This window comes from Paenibacillus odorifer, assembly GCF_000758725.1.
Taxonomy (GTDB): domain Bacteria; phylum Bacillota; class Bacilli; order Paenibacillales; family Paenibacillaceae; genus Paenibacillus_AQ; species Paenibacillus_AQ odorifer.
The window spans coordinates 2,581,629-2,596,050 of record NZ_CP009428.1 but is presented as its reverse complement, the minus strand read 5'-3'; the positions used below and the strand labels follow the sequence as shown (position 1 = coordinate 2,596,050).

Here is a 14,422-nt window from a genome sequence, read left to right as displayed (position 1 = left end):
TTTTTCTAGTTGAGCTGTTTCCACTTTTGCTCTAGCGTTTGCGGAACATACTCCTTCAATAGAGTTAAGAGTTCCAACGGCTCGTTGGATACGTTTAGCAGACTGAGATGCGAAGAATTAGAGAAGCCTTCTTGGATACTGTTATGAATCAGATTCAGCAGAGGATCAAAATAATTCCTGATATTTAGAACCCCTACCGGCTTCTTGTGTATGCCAATTTGTGACCAGCACAAAACCTCAAAAAGCTCCTCATACGTTCCAAACCCTCCAGGTAAAGCAATGAAGCCATCTGCCAATTCTCCCATTTTTGCTTTACGGCCATGCATATCTTCTACTTCTATCAACTCCGTTAATTCTCTATGTACCATTTCCCCATTAAATAATCCTCTAGGCATTACCCCGATTACCTCGCCTCCACCATTCAAAACAGCATTAGCGACTTCACCCATTAATCCGATTTTTGAGCCACCGTAAATTAAACGATAATTATTCATAGCCATGTAGTTACCAAGTTCAACAGCTTTAGCTTTATAATCCTCATGTCCCCCTAAATTCGATCCTGCGAAAACACATATTGATTTCAAAATCCCATCTCCAAACTATATATTGATAATGTCCGCTATCTAATATACTATATGTTGGAGTATAAATCATGTGAAAGATTAAGGAGTGCTACATAATATGGAAATTAATGATGTGCAGAAATGGATTAATCATTTTTATGGAGAACGAGGCTGGACTACTTATGGTCCTTTTATAAGAGTGGGATTCTTAATGGAAGAGACAGGTGAAGTAGCACGAGCTGTACGCTCCTATGAAATCGGCAGAGATCGACCGGATGAATCGACTCGCACTCCAGAGCAACTGAAAAACGACTTGATTGAGGAAATCGGGGATGTTCTCGGAAATATCGCATTGTTAGCCGACTTATATGGCATCACTTTAGAAGAGGCTTTTACTGCACATAAAGACAAATTAGTGAAGCGGTTTAATTCCTAGGGACAAAGTAATCCTGAAAAAAATAGGACTACAATCGGCAACACCGAATTGTAGCCCTTCTTTAATTTACTCTTTAAGCCCTGTTAAGCTTTACCGCCTAATGTATGATTCGAAATCGCTTTGATTATGGTTTCCCAATCATCCGGGTGGACTTCGTGGCCCGTTCCTTCCAGGGTTAGAAGCGACGCATTAGGAATTTCCGCAGCAAGTGCCAAGCCATGCTCTATAGGAAGCACCGTGTCTTCTGTGCCGTGGATAACCAAGGTAGGAACCATGATATTTTTTGCCTTGCCCTCGTAGTCGTCATCCCCTGTAAGGAGAGAATGATTAAACATGCTAAGCAAGTTGTTGGCACGTTTTATTTCCATCCTTACTTGTTTATACGCTCTTTTCTCATCGAATTTATGTTTTGAACCACAGAGTATGCCGGAACCTGAAACCAAATAATTGGCTACCGCTTCCTCATTAGACCAATCCAGTGTTGCTCCATCTGCATGGAATGCGAGGATCCGCTCATCCATAGGAGGCAAGTTCCGATCATTATCATCAGATTCGAAAAAACTTGATGCGATCAAGGTTAAGGTTAGAACTTTTTGCGGATGACGTGTAGCAAGGACTTGTGCAATCATTCCGCCTAAGGACATCCCAACGATATTTGCCTGTTCAATATTATAGGCGTCTAGTAACCCAGCGGCATCATTAGCCATATCTATCACGGTATAATTGGAACTCCCAGACTCATAAACAACGGAACGTCCGACATCCCGGTTATCATAACGAATAACGTAACGTCCGGTATCTGCTAATCGCTGACAGAACTCTTCATCCCAATAAACCATAGAACATGTGGCACCCATAATCAGCAATATCGCAGGATTGCTAGGATCTCCAAAACTTTCCGAGCATATATCAATTCCGTTTACTTTTACTATTTTTTCGCTCATTGTTCATTCCTCATTTCATTCGAATTTTATCAATGAATGCACAGTTAAATAAGACTCAATACATTTTCAAAAAAATGGATGATGTCATCATTGAATTGCACCTCAAATTAACGTAAACGAATGAATTTGATAATCACGATAAGCACTCTCCTATTCCATATTGAAGGGTTTTTAACCCAATTCCGATTATAACACAAAAAAGCTATCCCCTGATTTTACGGATCAAGGAGATAGCCTTACTATTTTTCGCCACAAAAATATTCGTTAAATAAATACTTCTTCAACAGTCAAATTACGCTCTTTAGATAAGTCTCTGAACGTAGTCTCATTTATTTTTACCAGAGGTTTGAAAATATCCAACGGATTATTCATAATAATCGTACCTTGCTCACCATTGCTAAGCTGAACGCTCTTACCCACAAAATTCGGCAATAAATGTCCGATCAGAGCTTGTACCGCATTTCCATTCAGCTTGCCAAATCCAAGTTCATGTACCTTGCGAAGAACGTTAATCAGGCCTTGTTTCGGTTGATTCGCTCTTCCTAAGGTCATGCCTACATAAGTATTTGCGACAGCAACAATCTGCGTATACGGGTGCAAGTCCTGTTTACGGAGATTGTTAGGATAACCTGTACCATCCTCGAATTCATGATGCTGAAGCGCCACTAGTGCGGTCTTTTCGTCATTCATCGATTTAAGGATAATGTCGTATCCATACGTAGTATGACGTTTTAGTTCTTCTGATTCTTCAGGAGTTAAGTTATCCGTCTTATTTAAGATATGTGGAGCAATCTGGCTTTTTCCGATATCGTGCAAATAACCGGCTCTACTAATCTCAAATCTTTCGGCTTTTGTATGACCTAACCAAGTCGCTATGTAAAAGGATAACAGTCCGACCTGCAATGAATGATTGTATGTACTGATATCATCACGTTCAAGCAGCAATAATAAAGAAACGACATCCTTTTGTTCATCCAATTTCTCCAGCAATGGCTGCAGCGTATTATCAACATCCGACTGCGTAAAGCTACCCTTGCTGAGTGCTTCCAGAAATATAGATTCATAGTTTTGGATGGCTTGATCAAAATTACCATCTATCCCTTGTGCCACATTCATTTCTTCATTATCCAGCGCCATCATGCGTGGTTCAATATCGACATAATCAATCTGATGCCTCATCAGGATGGTGATTTCTTCTCCGTAGACCACTGTCCCCTTCGGAAGCACGTGTAGGCCAACACTATTGAATGTATCTGCTATTAGACAATCGCCATGTTTGAGATCTGTGACATGAGCTTTCAAAATTCAGCACCCCTTACTATATGTAGGTATATTTTACCTTAAGGATAGCTAAATTCTTCCAAAGTAACAATATGGTTAAAGTCTCATTAAACCACTCGGTTAGTTCAAAAGACCCCCGCGACTTCAGCACCCCTAAATCTATTTTTAGAGATTAAGCCTTACATTTATCCGTCTTACACACTACCTAAAAGGGATTGCTAAATTCAGCGATCACTTTCCCAATCAGCTTATCCTTCGACACAAATGGAGTATCCCACAGATGAGCATCATAGCTTATATTCCGGTTATCTCCAAGAAAAAAATAATGATCGGCGGGTACCGTAACCGGTCCAAAAGTGTAATCCATCTGTTCATTGAGGTAAGGTTCGTTAACCATCGCTCCGTTTCGGTAAAGTTCGCCATCTTTAATTTCCAAGGTATCTCCAGGCAGCCCCATTAGCCTTTTTACATATCTTTTATTCTCATCACCAGCTACAGGTGGCGTAAATACAACAATATCTCCATGCTCCAGTGTGGTCATCCATAACATTTTCTCAACAATTAAGCGATCATTGATTTGAATCGTTGGGATCATAGAGCCCGTTGGAACTCGCATGGCTTCAGCAACATAGGTTCTAATAAACAAAGAAATAACCACTGCGATCATAATACTCGGCAACCATTGCTTCATAAATTTCAACATTATTGCTCACCTCGCATTCATTTTAATGAGTCAAACTTTTTCAGCTGGTTCATATTCAGTTCATATTGTCGTCATGTATAGTTCATCTTCATCGGGTAAGCTTCCTTTAGCGACTCGTTAAGGTAGCTAGAATAAAGCGATTAGAACAGGAGAAGATGCGAGTGAAACCAGAAGAAGAGGTTATAAAAAAAAGGATGAATAAACCGCTGAAAATTATACTTATTTCCTTAGGGGCTTTAGCTACTGCAATAGTACTTTTTCTAGTGACTGTTTTTGTCGCTAATATTTTCCTTAATAAATCGGACCAAGCTAAAATAAAACCCTATGGTCAGTCTGTAAGCGTCGACGGTAAAAATATGAATGTTTTGATTCAAGGAAATGGCGAAGAGACGGTCGTACTCTTACCTGGTTATGGAACGGTGGCACCGGGACTTGATTTTAAACTGCTGATAGATGAACTATCTCCATTTTACAAAGTTGTCGCGATTGAGCCTTTCGGTTATGGATTAAGTGATAGAACTGAAAAAGAACGAACCACGGAAAATATTGTAAGTGAAATTCATGAAGCTGTAAAGCAGCTTAATATTGACCGTTATATTCTAATGGCACACTCTATTTCCGGTATGTACAGTTTGAATTATGTGAACAAATATCCAAACGAAGTGAGTGCATTTGTCGGGATTGATAACAGTATTGCAACAGAAGACAGAACAAATGTTAAAATACCAACAGGAAAATTAAAACTACTTAGAAACTCAGGCTTGGGCAGATTGTTATTTAAAACAAGTGGAAACCCCTATGTTGGATTGCCGTTTGATGATGAAACTAAAGAACAATTGAGATTATTTACACTTAGAAACACTTATAATTACACTCACTTAAATGAAGTGGAACATATGTCTTCTAATTATAAAGGGGCTCTAAATTCAACTTTTCCAAAGGATCTTCCCCTTTTGCTCTTTGTACAAGGGGATGATACTCTCTTAAAAGATTGGATATCATTGCATGAAGAGCAAGTCAAAAATGCTAAACAAGGAAAATTGGTAAAACTTGATGCAGGACATTATCTGCACCATACCAAATCAAAAGAAATCACTGAAAATTTCAAGACATTTATGGAAGAAATAAAATAAAAAGCGTTTCTTCTATTCTCCATGCTGCAGTCATCGTGTGCAAGTTTCCTTGCATTTCATGACGCAGCATTTTTTTTCTTAGTATTCAAATCTCGAACCGCTCAATAATTCGATTCATTTCCCCATCAACATCAATCGAAGTATTCTTAGGAATATGAATGACGAACAAACCGCCAAAGATCAACTCACATTTGCCTTCATTCTCTATAATTCTATGTTTAAAATCTGCAATGGCCGTTGAATCAACAGCCTCTTTGCTAAGCAGCCAAGCGTATCTTTTGAAAGGAGATTTCTGGACGGTCTCTTGGTAATAATAGACTCCATTTTCTTCCTTCACCTGTATAATATCTCCCATTGTAACAGCCGGATTAAAAATCGGTGTCTCTTCAATTCGAAATTTATCTTTGCCAAATGGAGTAACATCGAGGATTTCTATTTCACGGCCATCTGCGTTGAAGCAGATATGGATTCCGGACGATTCTAGCATCGGCACACCTCTATCCTTGTTCAATATCTAATCTTGTTCATTCTAAATAACACAAAACAAAGTAAATACATTAGGCTCGTAATCCCGAACAACCTAAAGATTCCGGGCGTTAATAACATATATAAACTGTAGGGAAAACTCCAGATAAATGCAAGCAGCATTAGCCGACTTCTGTTTAAAAAGACACCTATTGCTAATAACCCCGCCGGTAATAACAACATAATTATACTAATTACAAGAGTGGAGCGATTCGTAATCTCAGCATATGGATTGATGAATATAAAAATTAGCCATAAAAAAACGGTCATCAAACTGGACATATAACCTATTAGTTTAATGATTGTTAAATTTATGGATGACTCCATCCTATCCCCTCAATTCTTTCGCAATAATTCTCTCCAGCCATTTCCATGGAAGCAGCGTTTTGCCTAAGATTAAGATTCGCGTGCCTTTGCCGATAGGATAACGTAGCCGTGGTGCTTTCATTTCGGTAATACGACCGATAAGATTAGCCACTTGACTAGGGTCAGGCGCTGTCTCAGCAGTATGTTTGGAATATCGTAGCACAGCGTCAAGACGTTCTTTATACGGAGAATCCTCCTTACGTCGAATTTGCTCCATGCCTTTTCCCCATATCGGTGTACGGAAGGAGCCCGGTTCAATTAATACCACCCGTATTCCATAAGGGGACATTTCATGACGCAGGCTTTCGCTGAAACCTTCAACAGCAAATTTAGAAGCTGCATAAGGCGCATAACCTGGAAATCCGGATAATCCGCTTACACTTCCCACATTAATAATCGTGCCGCTCTGCTGTTCTCGCATAATGGGCAGCACAGCTGTTGTCACAGCCACTAATCCAAAAAAGTTCGTCTCCATTTGCCGCCGCCATTCCTCCATAGATATTTCTTCTATGAAACCGCCAATGGCAAAACCTGCATTATTGACTAGAACATCAATTCTTCCAAATGTTTCGTGTACTGAAGATATTGCTGTCTCTATAGAATCGCTGTCGGTGACATCCATGGTCATTAAATGAAGCTGCTTTAAAATTCCTGCCTGCTCTGCCTGCTGCACCAGCTCGGCTTTACGGCTTAAATCACGCATGGTTGCTATCACCTTAAACCCCTGTCCAGCCAATTTGAGCGCTGTCAGCAATCCAAATCCACTGGAGGTTCCGGTAATCAGGGCCACTCGATCGTGCCCATACTCTAGATGTGAACTCATATTTACTCCCCTTTGTATTTCACAATTATAAAAACAAGCAAACAAACGTTCTATTGTCCATTGACTATCCATTAATTTCAAGTTATAGTAAGAGCATCTTTTATATTTCTGTGCGGGAGAAGCACCTCGCAAGACAGGCGTCAATGCCTATCTTGGAGGTGCTTTTTTGCGTATATTAACTAATTCATTAAGGAGCTGAGATGAATGTTTAAACCAAAAGGTACCGTCAGATGTAGAAAGAACATTTTCAGAATTAGGGATTTAAAATGGGTGGCTCAATTAGTGCTGGTAGCAGCTTTCCTAACCTGTAACCTTACACTTGTGTCTGCTGCTACTGGCTGGGATGCCGCGCTGGATGACATTAACAGTCTTCATGGTAATTATACCGCGCTTCAAGCCACCCTCAAGACAGATAACTCAGAAATTCAGAAGTTACGCAAGCAGAATAATGACGCTCTGAAATCTATTCGTTCCGTCATACAGTCAACAGATCAAGCACTGTTAAGCCGCTTATTTTCAGAAGCAACCTCAGTTCAGAAGAAACACGCTCCCCTTCTGGAACAATACAGCACACTCGGTAAACAGTCTACCGCAGCCAAGAAAGCTAAAGACTTGAAAACAGTCACATTGCTAGACCTGAAGCGCAATAAATTAAAAGCTGCTGTAACCCTGGCCCGAGCCGAAATTAAAACGAAGACAACCGCTTTGGCAGCCGCTCGCAAGCAAACCGCTGCTAAGCTTAAACCCGTCAAAGATGCGTTGGCACCCATCACTGCTTTAAAGAAACAAATAACTGCCGAAAGTAAGAATCTCACTGTCACGCAGAAAGTACGCGCGGATGCTGACAAACAATATAAAGCAGCTGTTAAGCAAGGTGATGCAGTTAGAGCCGCTACAGAATTGAAATCATCCTATGAGCAAATGAAACGAATTCATTCCATTCAGCAGAATATTTACAGCTGGGAGCAGAAGATCTCGCTAGCTCTAAGAGCAGCAGAATCTAAACTTCGCTAATGATTAGCCCCACTGGCTCAAATCAGCTTCACTAACATACTAATTAGCTGGGCTGCGGGCACAATCAGGAGCTGAGCAAATATAGTGCCTACAAATCGAGAACCCATCAATACCACATATATTTTTCCTAGCTGATCACGGTATTCTACATTTTCAGTAGCCTTATGGGTAATAAGACCAAGCTGTGGGTCGATAAATATGGTCAGCAGAATAGTCGCCATACCGTTAATCAGTCCGGAAGCTTGAGAAGCAGTCGTGCTATATTGAGGCATTAGATGAGCAGCATACAAAGATGATATGACACCTACGGTGTAAAAGGCTGTAACAAAAACATTCATCACAATAAATCGTTTAGGAATCCCCAGGTATCTGAAGTTATATAGATTCACTTTTGGTTTTCTTATGTATTTTCTTGTGTTCTTTAGTTGCCCGATCGTTACACTGGTAAGCAGTTTTGGGATAGAACCCTCAATTTCAAGCTTAGAGATGATTCTCCCAAACAAGCCGACAAAGGTAGGAAAAACAGCAATGGCAATTAATGTCCCTAAGGAAGAAGCCAATAATATAATTCTCAAGTAATTTAGAAGCGGAAAATCAGAATGTATTTTGGCATAATCTACGAATTTAGCCGTCAGTGGAGCTTGGATCATATTTGCAGTTCTTGAGACGAGAACAATAATGCCTGTGAGAGATAACGCAATGGCTATCTTGTTCAGCTTCACTCCGGCATATCGTACCGAATACGATAAGGTTTCTGCCGTGTGAATAATCATCGTAAGCAAGCATACCACAATCAAACTATTTACCATTTAAAGGTTCCTCTCCAATAAACACTATTTATCATTTCGGTGCACCTTTTGGTGAAAGTATTGATCCAATCCATAACAAAGGGTAATGCCAACCAAATATCTAACGAGGTCGATCCATAGGAATCCTTTTCCGAGAATTAGACCACCCAATACTGTAGATCGGATGCTGTTGATCCACTCCGCTTGATACAGCTGGCTAAATTCTATGCCGAAGCTAAACACCAAACTCCATACAAAGGCGAGCCTTAGCTTTTGATTTACCAGTAGGACCCGAAACATAAAATAAACCATACTGCCCCAAAGCGCATCTCCGAAATGTCTAGATACAAACAAAGGCAGCTGATTCGTGAATACTCTAGAGCTTAACCCCAATACAATAACAACGAGGCAGATACAAGTATAAAAAAGTCTTTCTTTCAAATCATTGATCCTCATTTCCAACCTCTATCCAGCGTCTGACTTAAAAGTGATGCTTGCGATAATACTAATCATTGCGATATAAAACGGATAAATAATCATGGCCCCTATTATGATCAGTCCTGTTACCGGTGCAGGTTGATCTGCAGGTTCTGTGATTGGGAACCACCAAGCCTGAAATTCTGCTGATTCGATAAATATTCAATGGCAGCTCTATTACAATAAATAACATAAAGGCATAAAGTACGCTTAGTGCATTCAGCTTTATAAAATATTTCATCTGTTCAGCACTTCGGAGTCCCACAGCCGCTCCACATGGGTAAGCTCCAATTCTTCAAATTCCAGCTTATAAATATCCGGTTTGGACGTCTGTTCAAAGAACTCATATCCATACTTCTTATCGAAGTAATTCAGGATAATGGTCATGATATTCCCGTGCGTACCTAAAGCGATTTTGCCGCCTTTATGCTGTTTAATTAATTGCTTGATAGCAGGAATTGCACGCTCTTGTGCTTCCTGAGTACTCTCTCCATCCGGCATTTTATAATGCTTGTCGCTAAATGATGTCCGAATGCCCTGCAGAAAGTCATCTTCATTAATTTCAATCTCGACACTTCCGATTGCTCGTTCTCTGAGTTCTTCATACAGTTCAATCTCTTGGTTCGAAGCTTCTGCCAAATACTTGATCGTCTCTACGGCTCGTCTATATGGACTGGAGACAAAATGTGTAATTTTCTCCTCCGCCAAAAGCTCTTTGATTCTATAAGCGTCTGCGTGCCCTTTTTCGGATAATCCCCGTTCCCGCTCATTCCCTAATACAAAAGGTGACACTGCATGTCTAACCATATAAATGTAGGTCTTCATGAGGCACTCCTCTCAGTCACTCAAATATCGTTGCAGTCTTCTCTCGGTCTTTTATAAAAATCTCTCTAGGATATAGAATTGCAATCTCTGGCAGCTCGTTCTCTTTGAAAAATTTAAATTCTTCGATCTCCCCATCTATAGCTCTAAGCGTTCCTCTGATGATAGAGCACTCAAATACAATAACCGTATATTCTACCTGATCGCCATTACTATATTCGTATCTATATTTCGCTCCACCAAAAACACCTAAAATAGACATAGGATGAACCATCAACCCTGTCTCTTCATATACCTCTCTGCGTAAGGTTCTTCCAGGACGCTCCCCTGGCTCAATCGCTCCCGCAGGCAATCCCCACAAAGATTCTCCTGGCTTGCGGATGAATAGAATCTCATCCTCTTTATTTCTTATTACTGCAGCTACGGAAGGCATCATTAATAATTCTGAGCCCACTTTCCCTCGAATTCCTTGATAGTACTCAGACATCGGCATATTGATCATCCATCCTCTCCGTAAATGGGTTTATAATCTTTCTTTTAAAAAGCTGATCACATTTATTTTCTCACCGTCTGGCTGAACATTACATTGGGATAACTCGACATTAAACCGCTCACCTGTCTCTATTAGTTCAATCGCCTTGCATACATATTCGATCTTCCCAGGACTATTACTCCATGCATCTCTTGTATCATCCTTTACCCAATGAAGCTCTTTACCATTAGAATAGAAATCATGAATTAACCGTCCACTATCCGTGGTTGGCTCAATCAACATCAGGTTATCCCCTTTACCTTCACTAAACCTTTGAACCGTTTCTTTTATCCTGTTTAAATCTTTTTGATCAAAATGTATTAAAATATCATCATGTTTAGACTCATCTGAGCCTGGCTTACCTAGATCGGCCGCCAAAACGCCTACAAGCACAGCAATCATAAACAACTGAACAATGATTATCCATGTTCTAAATTTCATAGTTCCCCCTAATTTCTTTCCTTGGACTTCCCAAAAACCCACTATATGTATATTAGACATCACTATGAAGGAATCCTTTAGATTTCACAATATGCATAGCCAGGGACAAAAAAAGCTTCCGAACTCAAAAAATCCTGAGCTCCGGAAGCAGTTACAATGAGGTGAGACTTAGTGTTTACCTTTTGTGCCAGCAAGCTGTACGATCATAATGACAAGAACGAGCAAAGCAATGAGCTGATCAATACTCATCTGCGTCCGCCTCCTATCCCAAATGAAGGATGGCTCATCGGACGGCATTTCCTCTCCCAAGGACACTGCTTCGTTCCCCTTATACACACTATGTATCCTGCAACCTATTTATTACTTAAAGAATAACCTGCCCGTCCATACGTGCGAGTTCCTGCTCGACTTCGTCCAGCTGATCTTCGCCAAATACTTTAAACCCATTTTTCCTCAACAGCTCCGTAGTGGTGCCCTCTCCCGGTGCTTTCGTATCTTTAAAGGTTCCATCATAAATATACAGGCTTCCGCATGAAGGACTGTCTTGTTTTAAAATAGCTAATGCAACCTGATGCTCCCTAGCCAGCTTTAGTGTGGCTTGAGCCCCCTTCATAAATGGCTCGGTAACATCCGTGCCTGCCCCCGTCACTACCCGATCTCCTTGCCGCTGTGCGTCAGGACGAGGGGTTGGCAAACCGCCCACTACCTCTGGACAAATATGGACAAAACGCCCTTCCTCATACCACTTTAGGAATCGGGCATCGAGACACGGAACATCGCCATTATCATAACGTACTTTATGCCCTAACAAACATGCGCTCACTAGAATCTTCCCTGTCATCGTTATCGCCACCAGTCCGTCTAGTATTTAATATATTGCTATATTATTTATGACTAGAAACGGATATGCAATATCGAAATGCCTGTCCACGAAATGTTTGTGCTTGATACACAAAAGAAGACTCATTGTATACATATAGGAAACCATTATTTCTGATATTGAGGGGTTTTCTCCATCCGATATCGGCTCCAGCAGGTCCATAATAAATCCGCCATAAAGTAGAACCCCACGATCGGAAGCACGAATTTCCAAATAGGCTGAACACCCGAATATAAAAGCTCCATAAGCGGCTGAATTACATACACACTAGCTACTGAAAGCCCCCACCAATATAGAGAAAAACGCAGGCAAATATGCCCTTGCAGTTGATAAGACATTCCTGAGTAATCCCACCATTGCTTATGGAATACCGTTTTTAACAGCCAACCGCTTATAAATTCAACAGCAGAAGGAATGATTAGCGCAAGAAATAGGAAAAGCGGAAGTGGCAGCGTCAAATCTCTAGCAATCAATAGCAATAGTGGAGCAAAGCCATACATCGGCTTAAATGGACCTTTTAGAAATCCTTCTTTGCGAAAGCTTCCATTACTGTATAGATTATAGGTCCCTTCCAATACCCAGCCTAAAAAGGAATAGACCATAAAATAAAAAAAGTATTGGCCCACCACAGTAACTGCTATATCTTCACTTAACGAAAATATAGGAATAATCATGACCTAATCCCGCCTCTCGTTGTCATTATTTTCTTAGTTGCCCATCCGGCCCTATTATGTCTTGATCGTTCAGGAAATATGCGCACAAAAAAGACATAACCCAAAAGGTTATGCCTTCATTCCAGAATTCCAGGAGTAAAAGTCTCCCACTCGTTATTTTCTAATTATTTATGCTCTTCTTCATGAGGTGTCGTCAGCAACTGATCGTCGTTTTGTTTCTTCAGTGCATCCATCTTAAGCTCACTGCGTACGCCAAAGTTTGAACCGTACTTTTTCTCAAAGTTTCCTGCGAGAGCCTCACCACGTTTTTGCCGGTAACGGCTGTTCTCATTTCGACTACGCATTCCATTTCCTCCCCATTGGCAAAGATCTGTGAAATTTGCGAAAAGCTAAGACGAACTTGGAGAAAACACTCTGATGAGGTTGTACTTTTATTTATTATACAATACTTACTACAATCATCAACAAAAACAGACTGTCCCCTAAAGGACAGCCTGTCTTCCGAATCATTTACTCCAAATTATCGGGAAGCGGATCTGGGTGTGAGGATTCAGCAGGTTTGGCTACCCACTCATCTGCCTCTGGCTCGATGTCTACACCGTTCTCCATCTTCTTAATTTCAGCTAATGAATCGCCTTCTTTATTTTCCTTGTTGCGGATTTCCGCTTCATCTTGTGTGTGATCGGACATGTGAAATCCTCCTCAGGTGCTTTGCTTTTTTTGTTCCTTAGTTATAGTTACCCGATGGAGTGTTTTGCAAACATAGTCCAATTAAAAGAATAATTTAAGGGTACATCATCCACGCTACAAGTGGGCCGATACAAGAACCAACTATCGCGCATACAGTCATCGCAACCGAGCTCATCGAAACGGATTGTTCACCATATTCCAAGGCCTTTGCTGTTCCTAGAGCATGAGAAGCAGTTCCGAGACCAATTCCGATTCCAACCTCACTACGAATTCTAAACAGCTTGATGATAAAAGGTCCGCCAATCGCACCAGTAAATCCAGCAATCATAACAAATACGGAAGTTAAAGAAGAGTCCCCACCTAAGCTGTTCGAGATCTGTATCGCTACAGGTGTAGTGATCGATTTAGGTAATAAAGATAAAACATATAATTTAGAGAATCCTAGACCTGCCGCCAAAAGCAGTCCACTAAACATCCCTATAAGCAGTCCCACAATCGCTCCGCCCAGAATCGCCGGGAGATTCTCAATCAACACATTACGTTGTTTATATAATGGGTAGGCTAACGAGACTACAGCAGGACCGAGCAGCTGATTAATCCATTGGCCGCCTATCATATATGTATCATACGGAATATGAAAATATAGCAGTAAAGTTACAACAATCACTGTTGCTGTAAGCGCGGGAATAAGTACAGGAATACGAAATCGTCTATATACTACTGACATCATCAAATAAATAGCTACGTTAAGCAGTACAATACCTGTTGCGATAAAAAACATTATATTTCCTTCCCCTTTTCGCTTAGTCTCTTGCCGCTCCAACCCGCTTTCAGCTTGTTGTTTACACTAGTAAGCCATTGGCTAGAATGTGCAGCTGCGGCAATCGTGAGAACACTGCTAACGATAAGGATTAGGATTAATAGTAAACCTCTACCACTAAAGATATCCATATGATTCACGATCCCAGCTGTCGCTGGAATAAAAAATAACGGAAGATAAGCTAATATCGTTGTTGCACCCTCTTCAATCCACTTCACAGGCACGACCCTGAATAGCAATAGAACAAAAAGTAACAGTAATCCTACGATACTCCCGGACACGGGGAGATGCAGTTGCTTTTGCAGATAGTCCCCAGCCAAGTAGAACAAATATAGCAGGAACACTTGGATAATAATGCGAATGATTTTCATGATGCAGGATCCCTTCATTATTAAGTTAAAGCGATAGCGCTAATATTGAGTCACCTTCATAAGGGTATCAGAGTTTTCATGAAACTTTCAATTACTTTTTGAATCTTATAAGAAATATCGCAAAAAAACCTGCAAAATC

At 40.6% G+C, this 14,422-nt stretch carries 21 protein-coding genes; 3 read left to right on the top strand and 18 right to left on the bottom strand.

Annotation, left to right across the window (positions count from 1 at the left end):
• Nucleotides 1-5 precede the first annotated feature (5 nt).
• Complete coding sequence (locus PODO_RS10975; protein WP_036689805.1) at nt 6-584, bottom strand: LOG family protein; 579 nt, start codon at nt 582-584, stop codon at nt 6-8.
• 97 nt (nt 585-681) lie between these two features.
• On the opposite strand from PODO_RS10975, the gene PODO_RS10970 reads away from it, so the two are divergent.
• Nucleotides 682-999 (top strand): MazG nucleotide pyrophosphohydrolase domain-containing protein, encoded by a 318-nt coding sequence (locus PODO_RS10970; protein ID WP_036689803.1) that lies wholly within the window; start codon nt 682-684, stop codon nt 997-999.
• 83 nt (nt 1,000-1,082) lie between these two features.
• Here the strand turns inward: PODO_RS10970 and mle are convergent, their stop codons facing one another.
• The 3 genes from mle to lepB all read right to left on the bottom strand — a co-directional run bounded on the left by mle (nt 1,083) and on the right by lepB (nt 3,927).
• A complete protein-coding gene (gene mle / locus PODO_RS10965) occupies nt 1,083-1,943 on the bottom strand; it encodes an alpha/beta fold macrolide esterase (protein WP_038570037.1) in 861 nt (286 codons plus the stop codon).
• Between the two features lie 264 nt (nt 1,944-2,207).
• On the bottom strand, nt 2,208-3,245 hold the full coding sequence (locus PODO_RS10960; RefSeq protein ID WP_036689800.1) for an HD-GYP domain-containing protein: 1,038 nt from the start codon (nt 3,243-3,245) through the stop codon (nt 2,208-2,210).
• 184 nt (nt 3,246-3,429) lie between these two features.
• Nucleotides 3,430-3,927, bottom strand: coding sequence for a signal peptidase I (gene lepB, locus PODO_RS10955; RefSeq protein WP_038570036.1), 498 nt, complete (start codon nt 3,925-3,927; stop codon nt 3,430-3,432).
• Between the two features lie 155 nt (nt 3,928-4,082).
• Between lepB and PODO_RS10950 the strand changes: the two genes are divergently transcribed.
• Nucleotides 4,083-5,060: an alpha/beta hydrolase gene (locus PODO_RS10950; protein ID WP_038570034.1), complete on the top strand. Its 978-nt coding sequence runs from the start codon at nt 4,083-4,085 to the stop codon at nt 5,058-5,060.
• 85 nt (nt 5,061-5,145) lie between these two features.
• On the opposite strand, the gene PODO_RS10945 is transcribed toward PODO_RS10950, so the two are convergent.
• Nucleotides 5,146-5,547, bottom strand: a complete 402-nt coding sequence (locus PODO_RS10945) for a DUF4265 domain-containing protein (protein WP_036689795.1) — start codon at nt 5,545-5,547, stop codon at nt 5,146-5,148.
• A gap of 366 nt (nt 5,548-5,913) precedes the next feature.
• On the bottom strand, nt 5,914-6,774 hold the full coding sequence (locus tag PODO_RS10935; RefSeq protein ID WP_038570030.1) for an SDR family oxidoreductase: 861 nt from the start codon (nt 6,772-6,774) through the stop codon (nt 5,914-5,916).
• 204 nt (nt 6,775-6,978) lie between these two features.
• On the opposite strand from PODO_RS10935, the gene PODO_RS10930 reads away from it, so the two are divergent.
• On the top strand, nt 6,979-7,788 hold the full coding sequence (locus PODO_RS10930) for a hypothetical protein (RefSeq protein ID WP_155288117.1): 810 nt from the start codon (nt 6,979-6,981) through the stop codon (nt 7,786-7,788).
• Between the two features lie 17 nt (nt 7,789-7,805).
• On the opposite strand, the gene PODO_RS10925 is transcribed toward PODO_RS10930, so the two are convergent.
• The 12 genes from PODO_RS10925 to PODO_RS10875 all read right to left on the bottom strand — a co-directional run bounded on the left by PODO_RS10925 (nt 7,806) and on the right by PODO_RS10875 (nt 14,283).
• Nucleotides 7,806-8,597, bottom strand: a complete 792-nt coding sequence (locus PODO_RS10925) for a lipid II flippase Amj family protein (RefSeq protein WP_036689792.1) — start codon at nt 8,595-8,597, stop codon at nt 7,806-7,808.
• 24 nt (nt 8,598-8,621) lie between these two features.
• Nucleotides 8,622-9,017 (bottom strand): ribosomal maturation YjgA family protein, encoded by a 396-nt coding sequence (locus tag PODO_RS10920; protein ID WP_036689831.1) that lies wholly within the window; start codon nt 9,015-9,017, stop codon nt 8,622-8,624.
• 273 nt (nt 9,018-9,290) lie between these two features.
• Nucleotides 9,291-9,878: a histidine phosphatase family protein gene (locus PODO_RS10915; RefSeq protein ID WP_038570028.1), complete on the bottom strand. Its 588-nt coding sequence runs from the start codon at nt 9,876-9,878 to the stop codon at nt 9,291-9,293.
• A 16-nt stretch (nt 9,879-9,894) separates the two neighbouring features.
• Nucleotides 9,895-10,368, bottom strand: coding sequence for an NUDIX domain-containing protein (locus PODO_RS10910; protein WP_038574363.1), 474 nt, complete (start codon nt 10,366-10,368; stop codon nt 9,895-9,897).
• Between the two features lie 30 nt (nt 10,369-10,398).
• Nucleotides 10,399-10,848, bottom strand: a complete 450-nt coding sequence (locus PODO_RS10905; protein ID WP_036689788.1) for a DUF4362 domain-containing protein — start codon at nt 10,846-10,848, stop codon at nt 10,399-10,401.
• Nucleotides 10,849-11,016: 168 nt separating this feature from the next.
• Nucleotides 11,017-11,163: a hypothetical protein gene (locus tag PODO_RS31020; protein WP_155288116.1), complete on the bottom strand. Its 147-nt coding sequence runs from the start codon at nt 11,161-11,163 to the stop codon at nt 11,017-11,019.
• A 49-nt stretch (nt 11,164-11,212) separates the two neighbouring features.
• The gene (locus PODO_RS10900; RefSeq protein WP_036689786.1) at nt 11,213-11,689 is read right to left on the bottom strand and encodes a 2-thiouracil desulfurase family protein; all 477 of its coding nucleotides are present in this window, start codon (nt 11,687-11,689) and stop codon (nt 11,213-11,215) included.
• 146 nt (nt 11,690-11,835) lie between these two features.
• Nucleotides 11,836-12,402 (bottom strand): putative ABC transporter permease, encoded by a 567-nt coding sequence (locus tag PODO_RS10895; RefSeq protein WP_052096957.1) that lies wholly within the window; start codon nt 12,400-12,402, stop codon nt 11,836-11,838.
• Nucleotides 12,403-12,566: 164 nt separating this feature from the next.
• Nucleotides 12,567-12,746, bottom strand: coding sequence for a hypothetical protein (locus tag PODO_RS10890; RefSeq protein WP_038570027.1), 180 nt, complete (start codon nt 12,744-12,746; stop codon nt 12,567-12,569).
• Between the two features lie 166 nt (nt 12,747-12,912).
• Nucleotides 12,913-13,092, bottom strand: a complete 180-nt coding sequence (locus PODO_RS10885) for a hypothetical protein (protein WP_036689781.1) — start codon at nt 13,090-13,092, stop codon at nt 12,913-12,915.
• Between the two features lie 94 nt (nt 13,093-13,186).
• Nucleotides 13,187-13,873, bottom strand: a complete 687-nt coding sequence (locus PODO_RS10880; RefSeq protein ID WP_036689780.1) for an LrgB family protein — start codon at nt 13,871-13,873, stop codon at nt 13,187-13,189.
• Nucleotides 13,873-14,283 carry a CidA/LrgA family holin-like protein gene (locus PODO_RS10875; protein WP_036689778.1) on the bottom strand — a complete coding sequence of 137 codons (411 nt, stop codon included), beginning with the start codon at nt 14,281-14,283 and terminating at the stop codon, nt 13,873-13,875. Before PODO_RS10875 ends, PODO_RS10880 begins: the two co-directional genes overlap by 1 nt.
• Nucleotides 14,284-14,422: the final 139 nt, after the last annotated feature.

Bases quoted from the DNA above. Each gene is read 5' to 3' on its own strand.
- PODO_RS10970 (WP_036689803.1), top strand. From the start codon at position 682: ATGGAAATTAATGATGTGCAGAAATGGATTAATCATTTTTATGGAGAA.
- PODO_RS10915 (WP_038570028.1), bottom strand. From the start codon at position 9,878: ATGAAGACCTACATTTATATGGTTAGACATGCAGTGTCACCTTTTGTA.
- PODO_RS10950 (WP_038570034.1), top strand. From the start codon at position 4,083: ATGCGAGTGAAACCAGAAGAAGAGGTTATAAAAAAAAGGATGAATAAA.
- PODO_RS10890 (WP_038570027.1), bottom strand. From the start codon at position 12,746: ATGCGTAGTCGAAATGAGAACAGCCGTTACCGGCAAAAACGTGGTGAG.
- mle (WP_038570037.1), bottom strand. From the start codon at position 1,943: ATGAGCGAAAAAATAGTAAAAGTAAACGGAATTGATATATGCTCGGAA.
- PODO_RS10930 (WP_155288117.1), top strand. From the start codon at position 6,979: ATGTTTAAACCAAAAGGTACCGTCAGATGTAGAAAGAACATTTTCAGA.
- PODO_RS10900 (WP_036689786.1), bottom strand. From the start codon at position 11,689: ATGACAGGGAAGATTCTAGTGAGCGCATGTTTGTTAGGGCATAAAGTA.
- PODO_RS10905 (WP_036689788.1), bottom strand. From the start codon at position 10,848: ATGAAATTTAGAACATGGATAATCATTGTTCAGTTGTTTATGATTGCT.
- PODO_RS10895 (WP_052096957.1), bottom strand. From the start codon at position 12,402: ATGATTATTCCTATATTTTCGTTAAGTGAAGATATAGCAGTTACTGTG.
- PODO_RS10910 (WP_038574363.1), bottom strand. From the start codon at position 10,368: ATGCCGATGTCTGAGTACTATCAAGGAATTCGAGGGAAAGTGGGCTCA.
- PODO_RS10925 (WP_036689792.1), bottom strand. From the start codon at position 8,597: ATGGTAAATAGTTTGATTGTGGTATGCTTGCTTACGATGATTATTCAC.
- PODO_RS10875 (WP_036689778.1), bottom strand. From the start codon at position 14,283: ATGAAAATCATTCGCATTATTATCCAAGTGTTCCTGCTATATTTGTTC.
- PODO_RS10880 (WP_036689780.1), bottom strand. From the start codon at position 13,873: ATGTTTTTTATCGCAACAGGTATTGTACTGCTTAACGTAGCTATTTAT.
- PODO_RS10935 (WP_038570030.1), bottom strand. From the start codon at position 6,774: ATGAGTTCACATCTAGAGTATGGGCACGATCGAGTGGCCCTGATTACC.
- PODO_RS10945 (WP_036689795.1), bottom strand. From the start codon at position 5,547: ATGCTAGAATCGTCCGGAATCCATATCTGCTTCAACGCAGATGGCCGT.
- lepB (WP_038570036.1), bottom strand. From the start codon at position 3,927: ATGTTGAAATTTATGAAGCAATGGTTGCCGAGTATTATGATCGCAGTG.
- PODO_RS10885 (WP_036689781.1), bottom strand. From the start codon at position 13,092: ATGTCCGATCACACACAAGATGAAGCGGAAATCCGCAACAAGGAAAAT.